The sequence below is a fragment of the Aquiflexum sp. genome, assembly GCF_041749095.1.
Taxonomy (GTDB): domain Bacteria; phylum Bacteroidota; class Bacteroidia; order Cytophagales; family Cyclobacteriaceae; genus Aquiflexum.
This window is the reverse complement of sequence record NZ_JBGTCA010000213.1, coordinates 1-17,150: the sequence shown is the minus strand read 5'-3', so window position 1 is coordinate 17,150 and position 17,150 is coordinate 1. Positions and strand designations below refer to the sequence as shown.

The window sequence follows — 17,150 nt, the reverse complement described above, 5'->3', positions numbered from 1 at the left end:
TCATTTGAAGTGTATAATCCGTCCTTTTCAGGATTGCATGCAGTGAAGAAAATACCGATAAGAAATACTATGGCCAACTTTTTCATTTCAATGGAGTTTGATTTTAATACGCTTAACTTTCAACGAAGTTAATACTGTTTTGAATATACACAAATATAGTTTTCATCAATGTGAACCATATCACATAGGATAAAATTATTTCAAGATATCATAAATTAATGAAGCACTTTACAACACTCTTCATGCGGTTGGATCAGAGCAACAAAACTTCTGATAAAATAGAGGCATTGAAGGGATTTTTTATGAATGCCATCGATGAAGATAAAATCTGGACCATAGCGCTGTTTACCCACAGAAGACCAAAAAGACAGGTAAATACCACTCTATTGCGATCATGGTGTATTGAACTCGCTGGAATACCTGATTGGCTATTTGAAGAATCCTACCAAACTGTGGGGGATTTGGCTGAAACGATAGCTTTACTTTTGCCATTGAATACCCAAACGCAGGACATGTCATTAGACTTTTGGATTAAGTACCTGATGGATTTGGAGGGAAAAGCAGAAGAGGAAAAGAAGGATAAAATCCTCCATGCATGGGATGTGATGACCAAGGAGGAGCGTTTCATATTCATCAAAATTATCACAGGAGGTTTCAGAGTCGGTGTTAGCCAAAACCTAATTACTCAGGCAGTAGCCGATGCCTATCAAATGGAGAAAACTGAAATCGCCCATAGGATAATGGGCGATTGGCAGCCGGACAAAGTCGGCTTTCAGGAACTCATCCTATCCAAAAACAAAACGGATGACCTCTCCAGGCCCTATCCCTTTTACCTGGCACATCCTATAGACAAGGAATTGGAAGAACTTGGTCCCATTGATGTTTGGCAGATAGAATGGAAATGGGACGGTATCCGTGGTCAGATAATTAACAGGAAAAATGAAATATTCATCTGGTCAAGAGGAGAAGAATTGGTCACTGATAAATTTCCCGAACTCCTGGAAATGGCCGCTTATCTTCCTGAGGGCACTGTTTTGGATGGCGAGATCATTGGATTTCAAAAAGGGAAACCTCTACCCTTTTCTCTTTTGCAGACCAGAATTGGCAGAAAAAATTTAACTGCCAAAATCCTGCAAAATGCCCCTGTAAGCTTTATAGCTTATGACATTTTAGAATATGAGGGTTTGGATATACGGGATTACCCGATTTCTGACCGTAGGGAAAAATTAGAACAGATCGTCAAATCTGTTGATTCTGAGAAATTAATGCTCTCACCAATGGTTTCTTCAAAAGATTGGGAAGCCCTACGGGTTCTTCATTTGGAATCCCGAAATATGATGGCCGAGGGATTTATGCTCAAACACAGGAACTCACTTTACGGAGTAGGAAGAAAAAAAGGGGACTGGTGGAAATGGAAAACAGAACCGCTCACCATAGATGGTGTGATGATTTATGCCCAAAAAGGTCATGGACGAAGGGCAGATTTGTATACTGACTACACATTGGCGGTTTGGGATGGCACAGCTCTTATCCCTTTTGCCAAAGCCTATTCAGGTCTGACAGATGCTGAAATCAGGGAAGTGGATAAGTATGTCAATCAAAATACCAAGGAGCGGTTTGGCCCGGTGCGCACAGTAAATCCCGGTTTGGTATTTGAAATTGCCTTTGAAGGCATTCAGGAAAGTCCCCGGCATAAATCAGGAATTGCACTCAGATTTCCAAGAATACAGCGATGGCGGAAGGATAAACCCATTGAGGAAGCCAATACTTTGGAAGAATTAAAAGCTTTACTTTCGCTTTATGGAGCCTAATTTACGTGAGATTGCTTTCAAGTATTTTTCTGACAAAGGCTGGAAACCCTTTGAATTTCAAGTTCAGACTTGGAATGATTATCTGGAAGGAAAATCAGGTCTTCTCAATGCCCCTACCGGAAGTGGTAAAACATTTGCCCTATGGTTTCCTGTAATACTCGATTATATCCGGAATAATCCAAGTGATTGGCGCAAACCTCAAAAGTCCGGAATGCAATTGATTTGGGTTACTCCACTCAGGGCTCTGGCTCAGGATATCCAAAAAGCCATGCAGGAAGTCTGTGACCACATTGGACTTCCATGGAAAGTTGCCGTGCGGAATGGCGATACAGATAGCAAAACAAGACAATTACAAATCAAAAATCCTCCTGAATGTCTGGTGACAACGCCCGAAACCCTGCATATCCTCCTTGCCCAAAAAGACAATTGGCTGATCTTCCAAAATCTCAAGGCCATAGTCATAGATGAATGGCACGAATTGATCGGAAATAAGCGCGGAGTTCAGGTGCAATTGGCCCTGAGTTATATCCAAAACCGATTAGCTAACCCCATCAGGATCTGGGGGATATCTGCTACCATCGGGAATTTGGAGGAAGCTGCTGCAATTTTATTGGGCGAGAAGATACCTGTTCATATCGTCAAATCGGAAATCAAGAAAAACATTCAGCTGAATACCATTTTTCCGGATGAGCTGGAAAAATATCCCTGGTCCGGTCACTTGGGTTTGAAATTGATTGATAAGGTAATAGATGTCATAGAAAAGCATAACTCCCTTTTATTATTTACCAATACCCGTGCACAAACCGAAATATGGTACCAACATATCATGGAGAAAAGACCGGATTGGGCAGGCTGGATAGCCATGCATCATGGTTCATTAGATCAACTAACAAGGACATGGGTTGAGGAAGCCCTTCACCTTGGAAAACTGAAATTGGTGGTCTGTACTTCTAGTCTGGATCTGGGAGTGGATTTTAGGCCAGTAGATGCAGTAATTCAGGTTGGAAGTCCCAAAGGAGTGGCAAGATTTGTCCAAAGAGCCGGTCGCTCAGGACATCAACCGGGGCTTCCCAGCGAAATATATTTTGTGCCTACCCACTCATTGGAGCTGATAGAAGGAGCAGCCTTAAGAAGTGCCATTGACAATGGCGAAATGGAAAACATCCATTGTCCCCGAATGACTTTTGATGTCCTGATACAGTTTTTGGTTACGCTGGCTGTAGGTGAAGGATTTAAACCGGAAGATATTTTCCCCATTGTCAAAAACACGTATTCATTTAAAGATCTGAGCAAAGAAGAATTTGAATGGTCAATTTCCTTTATTACCAAAGGTGGCAATTCCTTAAGCGGATATGAGGAATTTTCAAAGGTCATCAAAGATGAAGGCGGAGTATACAGAATCAAGGACAAAAAAACCGCCATGCGTCACAGGTTGTCCATGGGCACCATTGTCAGTGACCCCATGCTTAAAGTCCGCTTCAAAAACGGCACTTACCTCGGGATGATCGAAGAGTATTTTTTTTCAAAACTTAAACCCGGAGACCGTTTCTTTTTTGCTGGTAGAAATCTTGAATTTGTGGCCATAAGAGAAATGAGTGCCATAGTGCAACTTTCCAAAAAGAAAGGCAACAGCACACCCTCCTACATGGGTGGAAGGATTTCCTTAACTTCAAAATTATCCTCCAAGATCAGGGAGATTTTGGAAGATGCTGTCAATGGAATTTTCCAATCAGAAGAAGCAATATATGTTTCGCCCTTACTTGAACTGCAGAACAGGTTGTCTTTGATTCCTGATAGGAGTACATTTCTGATTGAAAGGAATGTTTCAAAAGACGGATATCATGTCTTTTTTTATCCTTTTGAAGGGAGGTTGGTGCATGAAATTCTTGGTGCGCTGATTGCCTACAGGATTTCGGTAAGCTATCCCATAAGCTTGAGTATTGCCATGAATGATTATGGATTTGAGTTGCTATCAGATTCTCCGATTCCAATTGAAGACCTTTTGGAGGAAGACCTGTTTTCTGTAAAGAACCTGGCTGATGATATCATTGCCTGCATCAATGAAAGTGAGATGGCCAAGCGGAAGTTCAGGGACGTTGCTACCATCTCAGGATTGGTTTTCCAGGGCTTCCCAGGAAAGCCTGTAAAGTTCAAGCATCTTCAGGCAAATTCGGGGATTTTATATGGAGTTTTTGAAGATTATGATCCTGGCAATCTGTTGCTGAAGCAGGCGCATCATGAGGTGTTGAATATGCAAATGGAAAAAAATAAAATTCTGGAGGCCCTCCAAAAGATAAACGTTCAACAAATTATTTTGAAGTCACCCGGTCAGTTTACTCCATTTTCTTTTCCGATTATGGTAGACCGCTTGAGGGCGACGCTCTCTTCAGAATCCTTGGAGGATAGGATTGCAAAAATGAGAGCTATTATGGTGGATTGATGGATTGGCCAAATTATTTTTTATGAAACAGCAATTGATCTATCGATAATTTTTGATTTCAAATACTGCTACTTGCTGTTTGTAATTAGAGCTTGAAATAGTTTGATTTTTTATTTTGATTTTGAATAACTAAGGTATATTTTCGATTTGGTTTGAAATATTTTATCACTGAATAGATGTCCAAAATCCCTCTTCAACTCAAATTTCTTTTATTTTTATTTGTCTTTGTAGCCTTTTGGTATGAAAACGGTATCTCCCAAAGCCTAGATCCCAGAGATGAGGCGGATGTGATTTTGAGTCAATACCAAGAGGCCAAAAGCGACAGAAAAAAACTTGACCTGATCTCCCAATTGGTAAGGGTGATCCACTATTCCGATTCTGCCCAGAAATATTATCCTGAGGCTATCAGGTTAGCGAGATTGGTCGGTGATGCCGAACTTGAAGCTCAGAATCTCAACAGGCTTGGCGTATATTACCGGAATATGAATCTTCAGGAAGATGCGCTGAAGCTATATGAAGAAGCATTGACTATCAGTAGAAATGCCAATATTCCCGTGCAGATAGGCCATTCTCTCAATAACATCGGCCAGATATTTTTCTATCAGGATCAGTTCGAAGAGTCTTTGAAATACTACAGAGAAGCAGAAACAAAATTCCTTGAAATTGCAGATAAGGAAGGCTTGGCTTATAATTATAATGGTATGAGCCTCGTCCTTGCAGCAATAGGGAATTTTGAACAGGCACTGATTACCATAAACAAAGCAATAAATATCCGGGAAGAATCGGGAAATGAAAGACAATTGACTGTTTCGAAATTCAACAGGGCCGGAATTTTCATGTCCATGGGGGATTATACCAATGCCGAACCCGACATCATAAACCTTTATGATTACGGGATGATCAATGATAAAATTAGAGCCATCAATGCCCTTGAAAAACTGGTAGAATTAAAGCTGAAAACAACCAATTATTCACAAGCTATTGCTTATGCAAAAGAGGCCATGATGCTTCACAAAGAAAAGCCCTATTCGGAATCTATGATAGAAATCTATCATATGATGTACAATTATTACTTTTATAGAGGAAACCTTTCGGAGTCCAAAAAGTACTTGGACATTCTTGAAAAGGAGAAAGACATTCTCAATGTCGAAAAAACCAAAAATTACCTTGCAGGACTTACCATCAAAAAACAAAAGGACGAAATTGCCGGCCTTTACAGGGAAAAGGTATTGATGGAAATCAATAACAGGTTCAAAATGTATCTTTTATTGGCACTTTTTCTTTTTGCTTTTGCGATGTTCATAGCTTTATCCATTTATTACAGATCCTATTTCAGGGAAAAAAAGAATCTCTCCCATTTGCAGGATAAGCAAAAACAGATTGAGCAACAGGCAAGTGAATTGGATAGGCTGAATATGGTCAAAGATAAAATTTTTTCTATTCTTGCCCATGACCTTAAGGCCCCTTTGGATTCCCTGTGGGGAATGGTCAAATTGATAGATGAAGAAAACCTAAGCCAAAGTGAATTTGAGGAATACCTCCCCATCATTTCGCAGAACCTTGGAAACAACTCCATGCTGTTGGAAAACCTGTTGATCTGGTCCAGAAGCCAAATGAAAGGTATGCACGTACAGCTTTCAAGGCTTAATCTAAACAAGTTGGTGGATGAGAATATCCGTTTTCTTCTAAGCTCCGGTTATTATAAAGGGCAGTTGATGGAAAATTATGTTGCAGCAGATATTGAAGTGGAAGCCGACAAAAATATGATTGATATTGTATTCAGGAACCTATTGACCAATGCCCTGAAATTCACAAGGGAAGGAGATCAGATCATTGTGGACACCAAAGAATCAGATAACGTGTACACAGTATGTGTTTCAGATCAGGGAACCGGGATTTCAGAAGAAGGTCTGAAAAAGCTGTTCGGAAAAGATTTTCATTCTACGAGTGGCACCCACCAGGAAAAGGGAACAGGTCTTGGTCTTATTTTGACCAAAGAGCTTGTCCAGAAAAACAAAGGTGAAATCTGGGCTGAAAGTACATTGGGCATGGGTTCTACCTTCTGCTTTACCTTGCCTAAGTTATAGAGCTTTATTGTTGGTTTCATTAAAAAATTCAAAATCTAATATTTCCCAACGTCCCGTTAGGGACATCATATAAGTAAAATAAACGATAAATTGAAGGTCTGTTGTGCCTTTGGGTACAACATATATTCCGTACCTAAAGGCACGGAAGCCTAACCTTTAAACTATTTTTTTACCCATATCCTGTCCCTAAAGGGACTCTGGGGTAAATCAAAAAAATGGAAATCCGCAAATACCACATTTACCAAAACCCCTCAATTCGCTCTCCAAAAAAACGGTGTGAACAATATCAGGATTGTGAATAACTCTAGCCTTCCAAGCAACATCAAAAAGGAAAGGAAGATTTTGGCAGGACCGCTGAAAAATGAAAAATTGTCCATAGGTCCTACCTTGCCAATAGCTGGTCCTACGTTTCCAAGGCAAGTGGCGACAGCACCAAAAGAAGTCAGAATATCATATCCCATCAATGCCATCACTACAGATCCCAACACAAAAATCATAAGGTAAATCAAAAGAAAATTCATGATATGGGTAATGATTTTTCCTGTAACTCTATCCCCATTGATTTTCAAGGGAACAATAGCACGTGGATGGACAATTCTTTTAAATTCAAGCCATGTATTTTTCACAAAAGTAAGGTGCCTGACAAATTTGATTCCTCCGCTTGTAGATCCTGCAGAACCCCCAAAAAATAAAAACATAAAGAAAACTAAAGTAAGGCCAATATGATAAGAAGTATAATCAGCTGTTACATAACCCGTCGTTGTAATTAGTGAAACTACCTGAAAAAGAGTATCTCTAAATGCCTTTTCATAGGTTTGTTCCGAATAATAGAAAATTGGAAAAGAAAGAAGAATGGCAAAAATAAAAACTACTGAAGCGTAAGCTTTAAACTCATCAGATCTCCACACTCTATCAAACTTGCCTTTCAAACCAAAATATATTACCGTAAAGTTTGTGCCGGCTAAAAACATAAATATGATGGCAGTATATTGGATAAAGGGGCTTTCATAATAAGCCATACTGGCATTTTTGGTAGAAAAACCACCTGTTGCCATCGTGGTCAACGCATGGTTGACAGCATCATAAAAGGTCATCCCCCCAAGAAAATATAGCAATCCTGCAACCAATGTCAGCCCGAGGTATACAAACCATAATCTTTTGGCGGTTTCCCTGATTCTGGGGTGAAGCTTATCAGAAGTTGGCCCCGGGGATTCGGCTACAAACAATTCAATACCACCTATTCCTAAAAGTGGGAATATCGCAACTGTCAAAACAATGATTCCCAATCCGCCAATCCATTGGGTCATACTTCTCCAAAAAAGAATGCCTTTGGGAATAACTTCAATATCTGTAAGGACTGTGGCCCCTGTAGTAGTAAGTCCTGAAATGGTTTCAAAAATAGCATCACTGAAGGTGGTAAAAGTGCCACTAATCAAATAAGGCAACATGCCAAACATGGACATCAATATCCAACTTGTGGAAACAATCAAATATCCCTCTCTTTTTCGGATATTCTGATCCTGTTTTGAAAATGAAAAGAACAAAAGGAGACCTACAATAAAAGTCACCGCAATGGAAGTCAACAATGACTTTTCATCTCCGCTTTCAAAATAATAAGCAAAACCAACTCCCGGAAGCATCAACAGGGCAAACAGCATCAGCAGGGCCCCCATTATTTTTCCAATCGCCTTGAAGTGAATCATATTAATTGAACAGTTTCTCTAATGGGATTTTTGCTTCAGGTAGGGCCATGACTATTGCCTTGTCATTGAGTTGTAATATAAATTCTCCATCAGGAATAAAAACCTGCTCCCCTCTTATTACCCCTGCTACTATTGCTGATTGTGGAAAATGTAAGTCCTTCAATGCTCTCTTTGTCACCCTGTTGCTTTTGGTGATTACATATTGGATAAATTCCGCGTCAACACCATAAATCCCCGAAACAGCTTCAACATTACCTTTCCTTAAAAATCTGGTCACCTGATTGGCCGCAACAAGTTTCTTATTGATCAGTGAATCCACGCCGATACTATGGGAAATATGGATATATTCTCTCGTATCTACATGGGCAATTGTTTTGTAAACACCATGGTTTTTGGCACTGAGAGAGGTAATGATATTTGTTTCAGATGATTCGGTCAAAGAAATAAATGCTTCCATTTCTTCCAAACCCTCTTCTAGTAAAAGTTCTACATTTTTGTAATCTCCATTGATTACCAAGGTTTTATCCAATCTTTCAGAAAGCCATTTACATCGTTCTTTGTCCTTGTGTATTAGTGTGACCCGATATTCGTCTTCAAGTTTTCTTGCTGTGGTATATGCCAAATCTTCTCCACCGATGATCATAATATTTTTGATGGTGACCTTTTTTTGGCCCAACAATTCAATGATTGACTCAACAGCTTTTTTGTTTGAAATAAAAAAAACATGGTCATTGTTTCTGATAATGGTATTTCCTCTAGGTATAAGGGTCATCTGATCACGGACGATGGCAATGATTTTGATATCCTCAAAAATCGGATTTTCCCTCATCTCAGAGATTTGCTTATTGACCATCGTACTGAACTGATCCAGGGTGATTCCTACTACATTGAGTTTTCCCGCTTCAAATTCAAACACATCTGTAAAAGTGGAATTTTTGATCATATTAAAAATCTCCCCACTACAAAGCATGCTCGGCGAGATGATATTATCGATGCCAATATTCTTAAAGTAAATTTGATTTTCAGGCTCCAAATAATCGTGGTTTCTTACCCTTGCAATTACCCTTTTGGCACCCAATTGCTTGGCCAATATGGCAGCCAATAAATTGGTTTTTTCAGATGTGGTCACAGCCATAAACATGCTGGCTTCCCTTACATTGGCACTCTTAAGGATTTCCAGAGAGGTGGCATCTCCCATGATGGTCATGACATCTAAGTGAGAGGAGGCATTGTCAAGAGCATCTTTATCCAAATCAATTAAGATAATGTCTTTATTTTCAAAACTTAGCTGCCGGGCCAAATGGTATCCCATATCTCCCGCGCCGGCTATGACGATATTCATTCCCATAAGTAAAATTCTACTGATAATTCGTATTTAAAAACAGGTGATTTTTAAATCGGGCAAAAGGTAGGGTGTTTTGAAACTAAGAGCAATTAGAAATGGGAATTTTTTCACCTAGCTGATATATAATAGTGAAGAGTAGTTAGACAAAATTCAAACCCACCGAGGTTTGAATATCATTGGTGCTGTTTTGATTTATGATTCTGTCAACCAAAAAAAAAAATGCTTTTAATAATATATTCTGTCTTCAAACCAAAATTTTCCAATAAATTTGAATATATCATTTTACAAGTGGGTATTTCAAAAACATTTGGTAGTTATGTCTTGGTGGTTTACATCTTTCTGTTGATGGGTATCCATTATCATCAGGGAGATTCCTGCGAACATCATAACACAGATCATACCGAACATCATGAAGGAGATACTTCGGATGAACCTTGCTGTCCACCTTTTGCTCCCTGCAAGCTCTGCTCCCTTTTTTTTTATGAATCTGCTATGACCATTGAAATTCCCATTGATATCGAATTTCATCAATTCCAGAATATTATTTTTAAAAACTCTCTGATTCAAGTTATATTGTTCCCTTTTTGGCATCCTCCACAATCGGCCTGATTTTTTGTTTTAGGCATTTCTATGCCGATTTCTTTTTATTAAAATCAACAAACCATTATGCTAAAACCGATAATCATTGGCTTGATGTTGCTTGGTTTTTGGGCAAACCATGCCCACGGCCAAACACAGACCCTCAAGCTGAAAATCATAGATGAATACAGTGAAGAAGCCATTCCGGGAGCGCTTGTACGTGTTTCCGGTACTGACAATTCGGGGATCACAAATCCAGAAGGATTCATAGTACTTTCCGACATTCCACAATTAGGAAACATATCTATCACTATTCGTATGTTGGGCTTTGAAAGCAAAAAAGTGAAAATCAGTCTCCCACTGGATACCCCTGAAGACTACATTGTAGTTGCATTGCATGATTCCCACCAGGAAATGGAAACTGTCACAGTCAATTCGACCAGAACATCCCGAACAATTGCAGATATCCCAACAAGAATTGAATTTATTGCCGGAGAGGAGCTTGATGAAAAAGCGAATATGAAACCCGGGGACATCAGGCTTTTGCTCAGTGAAAGCACGGGAATCATGGTTCAGATCACTTCCCCAACTTCAGCAAATGCCAGTATCCGGATTCAGGGATTGGATGGCCGGTATACCCAATTGCTGAAAGATGGGTTCCCTTTATATTCAGGAGCAGCTTCGGGGCTTTCTCTTTTGCAGATTCCACCCTTGGACCTAAAACAGGTAGAAGTATTAAAAGGATCTGCATCAACCCTTTATGGTGGAGGGGCAATTGCGGGATTGGTAAATCTGATATCCAAAACTCCCACAACGGAGGGCGAAACCGGTTTCCTGATCAATGGAACGAGTGCCGGTGGGCTGGATTTTTCTGCTTTCCATGGAAAAAGAAAGGAAGAATGGGGCACCACGCTCTTTGCAGCATATAATGCCAACCGTCCTTATGACCCTGCTGACATCGGACTATCTGCCATTCCAAAATTCCAACGGTACACCTTCAATCCAAGGTTGTTTTATTACCCTGACAGCAGAACAACAGCAGATTTTGGTATAAATATAAATTACGAGGACAGGAAAGGCGGAAATATGGCCTTGTTAAAAAACAGGGATACAGGACCAAATTCATTTTTTGAACACAACGAGAGTTTCCGGATAAATTCCCAATTGTCCATCAATCACCAATTGAATGATAACCGCAAGCTTGAATTCAAAAATGCGGTGAATTTCTTTGACCGACAACTGAGTACCAATACCCACGGCTTTAAAGGTACCCAATGGTCAAGTTTTTCCGAATTCAATTATCAGGTCAACCGGTCCGAAATTGATTGGGTTTTTGGAGGAAATGTATATACAGAATCCTTTAATGATGAGGACCGGGTTTTGGACAGGAGTTATTCACAGCAAACCCTTGGTGTATTTGCCCAAAACACCTGGATCATACAGCCCAAATGGATTTTGGAGACAGGTCTGAGAACTGATCTTATTCCTGACTACGGATGGGCAATCTTGCCAAGGATTGCTCTATTGTGGAAGGCCAACCAAAAGATTTCCAGCCGGTTTGGTGGAGGATTGGGATACAAAACCCCAACAATATTTACAGAAGAGACAGAAAGATTACAATATCAGAATGTTGCACCCATCAGCCCTGAGGTAAATGTACTGGAAAGGTCCTACGGCCTAAATTGGGATGTGAATTTCACAACAGGATTATTTCATGATGAGGTAATATTTAGCTTCAACCATTTATTCTTTTACACCTATCTGGTCAGACCGTTGTTTCTGAGCCCACCGGCGGGACTTATATACCAATTAGCGAATATTGATGGGTTTGCTGATACCCGGGGCGTGGAAACCAACCTGAAATGGGAATGGAGGGAATTCAAATGGTTATTGGGTTATTCCTTCACAGATGCGCGGATTGTGGAAAAAAATATTAGCAGGCCCCATCCACTGACACCGAAGCATAGGATAAATTCAGTATTGTTCTACGAGGTGCATGATAATTGGAAGGTAGGTTGGGAATCCTATTATTTCAGCCAACAGAAACTCGGCGATGGTAGCATTGGACAATCATACTGGTTAATTGGTTTTATGGCAGAAAAAATCTGGGATAGGGTTTCCATCTTCATCAACTTTGAAAACTTTCTTGATGCCCGGCAAACCCGCTTTGACAGCATCTTTACCGGATCGGTCAATAATCCGGAATTCCGTGAAATTTATGCCCCATTGGACGGATTTGTCATCAATGGTGGGTTAAAATTGAGGCTTTGAATATTATATTAGAATGGATAATTAGAAAAGGCAAGTTCATAACTTTTTGGACTTGTCTCTCTTACTTAATTGACAAAGGTTTATCTGCAAAAAGACTGGAGATACTTGTTGGTGGTTTTGTTACCAAACCTGACAGCTTCATTCCAATCCAAACATGCCTCCGGTTTCCGGTCGGTTTTATAATAACAAAATCCCCTATTGGTCAGAATGTCAGGATTGTCAGGGCTTAAGTTCAATGCGTAAGTATAATCAGGAATTGCTTTTTTAAACTGATTGGATTTGAGGAAACAGTTGCCCCTGTTAAAATGATAGGCCCAAACCAATGGATAATCTTCTCCATTTATTTTGCTATAGGCAATCGCATCAGAATAGGCTTTAATGGCTTCCTGAATCCTATTTTCCCTTTGGAGAATATTTCCCAAATAATAGGACATCTCATCATCTTCTTCAAAGATCTTCAGTCCTTCCCTGAGTGTTTGGATTACTTTTTCCTTTTTGGAATCAACCTGACCTCCTGCCCTGTAAAAATTCAAATAGGCCGGATGAAAAGTAGGGTCATCCTGAATGACCATTTCCATCAGGTTGGCAGCCTTTTCATAGTTTTCGTCATCTATCATCTCCATGGCCACTTTATTGATCACTATGGAGTTTTCCCTTACATCAGCTTCCACTTCATAGGTCATTTGGGAATAGCCAACCAAAGGTAAAATCAGAAAGAAAAAGGAAAAATTGTATTTGAGCATAATTAGAACCACTTCCACAAAGCTAAAGAATCAGGCCAACCCATCCCAATCACTCCAACAGTTTTTTGCCCTCTTCCTCAGGCAGTTCCTCTACTTCTTTGAGTTTCCTTTGGATTACCCTTGTCCTTGTGCCCACCAAATGGTCAAGGTCATTATGTGCTTCTGAGATTTTCTTTTGGGCTTTGCTGATGAGATCGCCGAATTTGGAAAACTCACTTTTGACAGCACCCAAAACTTTCCATACTTCCGAACTCCTTTGTTGGATGGCCAATGTCCTGAATCCCATTTGCAGGCTGTTGAGCATCGCAGCCAAAGTAGTTGGGCCTGTGATGACGATCTTGTAATCCCTTTGTAAGGATTGCGCCAGGGCAGGATCTCTAACAATCTCAGCATATAGGCTTTCCATAGGTAAAAATAAAAGTGCAAAATCCGTGGTATGCGGTGGATGCAGGTATTTTTGGCTGATATCCATCGCAGCTTTTTTGATGGCTTTGAACAGTTCCTGTCTTGCCAATTCAATCAAAACCTTGTCCCCCACATCATAAGCATCCAACAATCTGTAGTAAGTCTCCTGGGGAAACTTGGCATCTATAGGAAGATAAACCGGTCCATCCTCATGACTGCCGGGCATCTTGATGGCAAACTCCACCCTTTCGGAGTTACCGCTTTTTACAGCCACATTAAAAGCATACTGATCCGGAGAAAGCACATTTTCCAATATTCCCTGCAATTGATATTCTCCTAACACTCCCCTGCTTTTCACGTTGCTCAATACCCTCTTCAGATCCCCTACCCCTGTGGCCAAATGTTGCATTTCTCCCAATCCTTTCTGAACTGCCAGAAGCTGTTTGCTGACCAGTTCAAAGGATTGACCAAGCCTTGCTTCCAATGTCTTTTGCAGCTTCTCATCTACGGTCTCCCGCATTTTGTCCAAGCGCTCTTCTGTAGAGGCCAACATGCGTTCCTGCTTGAAAATCAAATCCTGGAATTTTTCCCGCTGCAGATCATTAAATTCCTTGACATTCTCACGGAAAAGCTTTCCAAAATCTTTCAAAACCTCTGACTGTTCTTTTGAATTGGCACGTAGGGAATCGAACAACAAACCAAACTGCTGCAAAAGTCCTGATTGTATTTCAGTTCTATTGGCCTGCATCTGTTGACCGATTTCGGTTTTTAAAGTCAACAGTTCCTTTTCCCTTTCTTCTTGGGAATTGTCTTTCCTCCGGCTTTGAAAAACCAGGAATAATATCAGTAAAAATTGAAGGAGAAGTAAAAGAATCAATAAAGACTCACTGTACATGGCTGAAGAATTTGGGAGCGGAAAGGTAATCCATATCCACTTTAATCCCCAGAAATGCCAGATATTCTGTGACAGTATCAGTCGGAATTTCTTCCATCGGAACATGTCCTGCATTTTCAAAAACTTTGAGCTTTGATCCGGGAATGGCTTCAGCCAACCTCTCACCATTGTCCAAAGGAATCCAATTGTCATGCGCACCCCACATGATCAGAACAGGCATGTTCAGTTTATTAAAATCAACCTTATACGGTCTTCTGACAGTAAGCCGGTCCAATGTGGCTTTCCTGTTTCCTTCTCTCCTGAGCATGTGATAATATCTTGAGACCATTTTATCCGTGATTTTGCCGGAATCATAAAACACCTGTTTCAAGTTGAGTTTGAAGATTGTTTTCGGGGTGCATTTTAACAGCAACTTGTTGAAAACGGGATTTTGTGCCACCTTGAAAATAAATGCCCCTGAATTGGATGATTTTGAATTGGTGGTATCGGTCACTGTTTTTGGAGGTGCGCCTGCGGCATCGATGAGATTGAGGCTCAATATCCTCTGAGGTTGTTCCGAGGCCATGATCAATGCCACACCTCCGCCCATGCTATTACCGGCAACATGAAATTCCTTCAAACCCAATTGATCTGCGATCCCGAAGATCAGGTCTGCATAATCCGTCATTCCATATCGCTTCAGGGCATCAGGTCCCGTCAATCCATGTCCAGGTAGATCCATCGATATGGTCATAAAAAACGGGCTGAGTTCCTTTTCCCATTCTTCCCAGGTATGCAAAGACGAAAAACTGCCATGGATCAAAAATATCGGCTCACCGGAGCCCTTTACTTTGACATGCACATTGATCCCATCCACCTTCAGAAAATAGGAGTTTTCATCGGTATAGGTCGCAGTAAGTCTTTCCAATGGTAGGTCTCCTCTATAGCTGCCCAATAACAACACTAGGATCAATAGAAATACAGAAAGGATAACGAGTAAAGTATTAAGGAATATTTTCTTCATTTCAGGAAATAAGAAACCGGTTTTGAAAGATAAGAATTTAGAAAATAAAACAAGTATTAGTCTGTTTGTACAATATCCTTATATTGAGATCAAATGAATTTAATATGACAAAAAACTGGATATACTGTCTCATGGTCATCCCAATCATAATGGCCTGCGAAATGAACGGTAAAGAAATTGAATCGCCCATAAGACTCAGCATTGAGGAAGCAAACCGTTTGGCCAAGCTTCCCTTACATTGCATGCAAGTGGAATATCCAAACAAACTCAACCAAACCCTTGAAAATGAAACTTACCTGAAAGGCCCTAAAGCACTGCATCCTGCATTTTACGGATGTTTTGACTGGCATTCAAGTGTACATGGGCATTGGATGTTGGTCAGTCTGTTGCGTCAGTTTCCCGAGTTGGAAAATGCTGCTGAAATCAGACAAAAGCTCCGTGAAAACCTTAGTGAATCCAATATTCAAACAGAGGTAGATTATTTTTTTATACGTCAAAATTCAAGTTTTGAAAGGACATACGGCTGGGCCTGGGTATTGAAACTGGCGGAGGAAATCCACCTTTGGGAAGATCCTTTGGCAAGGGAACTGGAAAAGAACCTGCAACCCTTGACTGATTTGATGGTAGAGAAATACCTTGAGTTTTTGCCCAAACTGATTTACCCGATCAGGGTTGGGGAGCATTCCAATATTGCATTTGGCCTGTCCTTAGCTTATGATTATGCAAATACCTTTGATAATTCAGAATTGAAAAGCATGATCAAAACAAGGGCTTTGGATTGGTTTGAGAAGGATACTGATTGTCCTTTGGAATGGGAACCAAGTGGATTTGATTTTCTATCTCCATGTTTTCAGGAGTTGGATATCATGAGAAAAGTACTGGATAAAGATGGTTTCAAATCGTGGCTCGCCTCTTTTATGCCCGAATTGTCCAATAATAATTTCAGTCTTGAACCCGGAAAAGTCAGCGATAGAACTGATGGCAAATTGGTACATTTGGATGGATTGAATTTCAGCAGGGCCTGGGTAATGTATGGACTGATCAAAGATTTTCCAGTTGAATATGGCCATTTGATGAAAATTGCCAATGAGCATATTGAATATTCCCTGCCATCCATTGTGGATGATAATTATGAGGGAACACATTGGTTGGGAAGCTTTGCCATTTATGCCCTTCAACAGGCTCCATGATATCTGACTGGAAAAAATATATAGGCCCTGGCCCTTTGGTAGCTGCGGCATTTATCGGTCCGGGAACAGTGACGGTATGTACTTTGGCGGGTGTTAAATTCGGTTATGATTTGCTGTGGTCTTTGTCGCTTTCCATTATTGCCACCATCGTACTGCAGGAAATGGCAGCCAGGATCGGATTGGTTACCCAAAAGGGATTGGCTGCGGTCATTTCCCAAACATTAAATAAAGGACTGCTCCGATACTTTTCGCTTTTATTGATACTTATGGCAATCGTTCTGGGGAATGCTGCCTATGAAGCGGGAAATATCACCGGTGGCGCTATGGGTGCCGATTTATTGGTAAATCTCCCAGTTTTGACTTTAGGTCAATTGGAGCTTAACTTACTGAAAATGTTCATAGGCCTGATCGCATTAGGGCTTTTGATGAGTGGAAGTTATTCGAAAATAACCGGATTTTTGACCGTATTGGTAATTCTGATGAGTGTGGCATTTCTGGTCAGTGCCATTTGGGTCAGGCCTTCTTTCATTTCCATTATTAATGGATTCATTCCCGGCATTGATTCCTCCAATATCCTAACCATCGTGGCATTGATCGGAACAACGGTCGTGCCATACAACCTCTTTCTCCATTCTTCCTTGGTAGCCAAACGATGGGCAAAAATTGAAGATCTAAAAT

At 40.5% G+C, this 17,150-nt stretch carries 12 protein-coding genes; 7 read left to right on the top strand and 5 right to left on the bottom strand.

The window, feature by feature from the left end; all coding sequences use genetic code 11:
- The first annotated feature begins 218 nt into the window (after nt 1-218).
- The 3 genes from ACEW8O_RS10420 (at nt 219) to ACEW8O_RS10410 (ending at nt 6,338) form a co-directional block, all read left to right on the top strand.
- Nucleotides 219-1,811, top strand: coding sequence for an ATP-dependent DNA ligase (locus ACEW8O_RS10420; RefSeq protein WP_373494568.1), 1,593 nt, complete (start codon nt 219-221; stop codon nt 1,809-1,811).
- A complete protein-coding gene (locus ACEW8O_RS10415) occupies nt 1,801-4,251 on the top strand; it encodes a ligase-associated DNA damage response DEXH box helicase (RefSeq protein ID WP_373494567.1) in 2,451 nt (816 codons plus the stop codon). Before ACEW8O_RS10420 ends, ACEW8O_RS10415 begins: the two co-directional genes overlap by 11 nt.
- 176 nt (nt 4,252-4,427) lie before the next feature.
- Nucleotides 4,428-6,338 carry an ATP-binding protein gene (locus ACEW8O_RS10410; RefSeq protein ID WP_373494566.1) on the top strand — a complete coding sequence of 637 codons (1,911 nt, stop codon included), beginning with the start codon at nt 4,428-4,430 and terminating at the stop codon, nt 6,336-6,338.
- Between the two features lie 251 nt (nt 6,339-6,589).
- Here ACEW8O_RS10410 and ACEW8O_RS10405 read toward each other — a convergent pair whose 3' ends face one another.
- Both ACEW8O_RS10405 and trkA read right to left on the bottom strand, forming a co-directional pair.
- Nucleotides 6,590-8,041 (bottom strand): TrkH family potassium uptake protein, encoded by a 1,452-nt coding sequence (locus tag ACEW8O_RS10405; RefSeq protein WP_373494565.1) that lies wholly within the window; start codon nt 8,039-8,041, stop codon nt 6,590-6,592.
- 1 nt (nt 8,042) lies between these two features.
- Nucleotides 8,043-9,389: a Trk system potassium transporter TrkA gene (gene trkA, locus ACEW8O_RS10400; protein WP_373494564.1), complete on the bottom strand. Its 1,347-nt coding sequence runs from the start codon at nt 9,387-9,389 to the stop codon at nt 8,043-8,045.
- A gap of 216 nt (nt 9,390-9,605) precedes the next feature.
- On the opposite strand from trkA, the gene ACEW8O_RS10395 reads away from it, so the two are divergent.
- Both ACEW8O_RS10395 and ACEW8O_RS10390 read left to right on the top strand, forming a co-directional pair.
- A complete protein-coding gene (locus tag ACEW8O_RS10395) occupies nt 9,606-9,995 on the top strand; it encodes a hypothetical protein (protein ID WP_373494563.1) in 390 nt (129 codons plus the stop codon).
- Nucleotides 9,996-10,052: 57 nt separating this feature from the next.
- Nucleotides 10,053-12,236, top strand: coding sequence for a TonB-dependent receptor domain-containing protein (locus ACEW8O_RS10390; RefSeq protein WP_373494562.1), 2,184 nt, complete (start codon nt 10,053-10,055; stop codon nt 12,234-12,236).
- Between the two features lie 80 nt (nt 12,237-12,316).
- On the opposite strand, the gene ACEW8O_RS10385 is transcribed toward ACEW8O_RS10390, so the two are convergent.
- From ACEW8O_RS10385 to ACEW8O_RS10375, 3 genes are read right to left on the bottom strand one after another with little or no spacing between them, the layout of a single operon-like run.
- Nucleotides 12,317-12,979 (bottom strand): tetratricopeptide repeat protein, encoded by a 663-nt coding sequence (locus ACEW8O_RS10385; protein WP_373494561.1) that lies wholly within the window; start codon nt 12,977-12,979, stop codon nt 12,317-12,319.
- Between the two features lie 49 nt (nt 12,980-13,028).
- Nucleotides 13,029-14,279: a DNA recombination protein RmuC gene (locus ACEW8O_RS10380; RefSeq protein WP_373494560.1), complete on the bottom strand. Its 1,251-nt coding sequence runs from the start codon at nt 14,277-14,279 to the stop codon at nt 13,029-13,031.
- Entirely contained in the window at nt 14,269-15,282 is a 1,014-nt protein-coding gene (locus ACEW8O_RS10375; protein ID WP_373494559.1) for an alpha/beta fold hydrolase, read from the bottom strand. The genes ACEW8O_RS10380 and ACEW8O_RS10375 overlap by 11 nt, the downstream gene beginning before the upstream one ends.
- Nucleotides 15,283-15,386: 104 nt before the next feature.
- Here ACEW8O_RS10375 and ACEW8O_RS10370 point away from each other — a divergent pair, with 104 nt between their 5' ends.
- Together ACEW8O_RS10370 and ACEW8O_RS10365 are read left to right on the top strand one after the other, a co-directional pair.
- Nucleotides 15,387-16,472 (top strand): DUF2891 domain-containing protein, encoded by a 1,086-nt coding sequence (locus ACEW8O_RS10370; protein WP_373494558.1) that lies wholly within the window; start codon nt 15,387-15,389, stop codon nt 16,470-16,472.
- Nucleotides 16,469-17,150, top strand: a 682-nt coding sequence (locus ACEW8O_RS10365; RefSeq protein ID WP_373494557.1) for an NRAMP family divalent metal transporter, incomplete at its 3' end; no start/stop codon positions are given. The genes ACEW8O_RS10370 and ACEW8O_RS10365, both read left to right, overlap by 4 nt.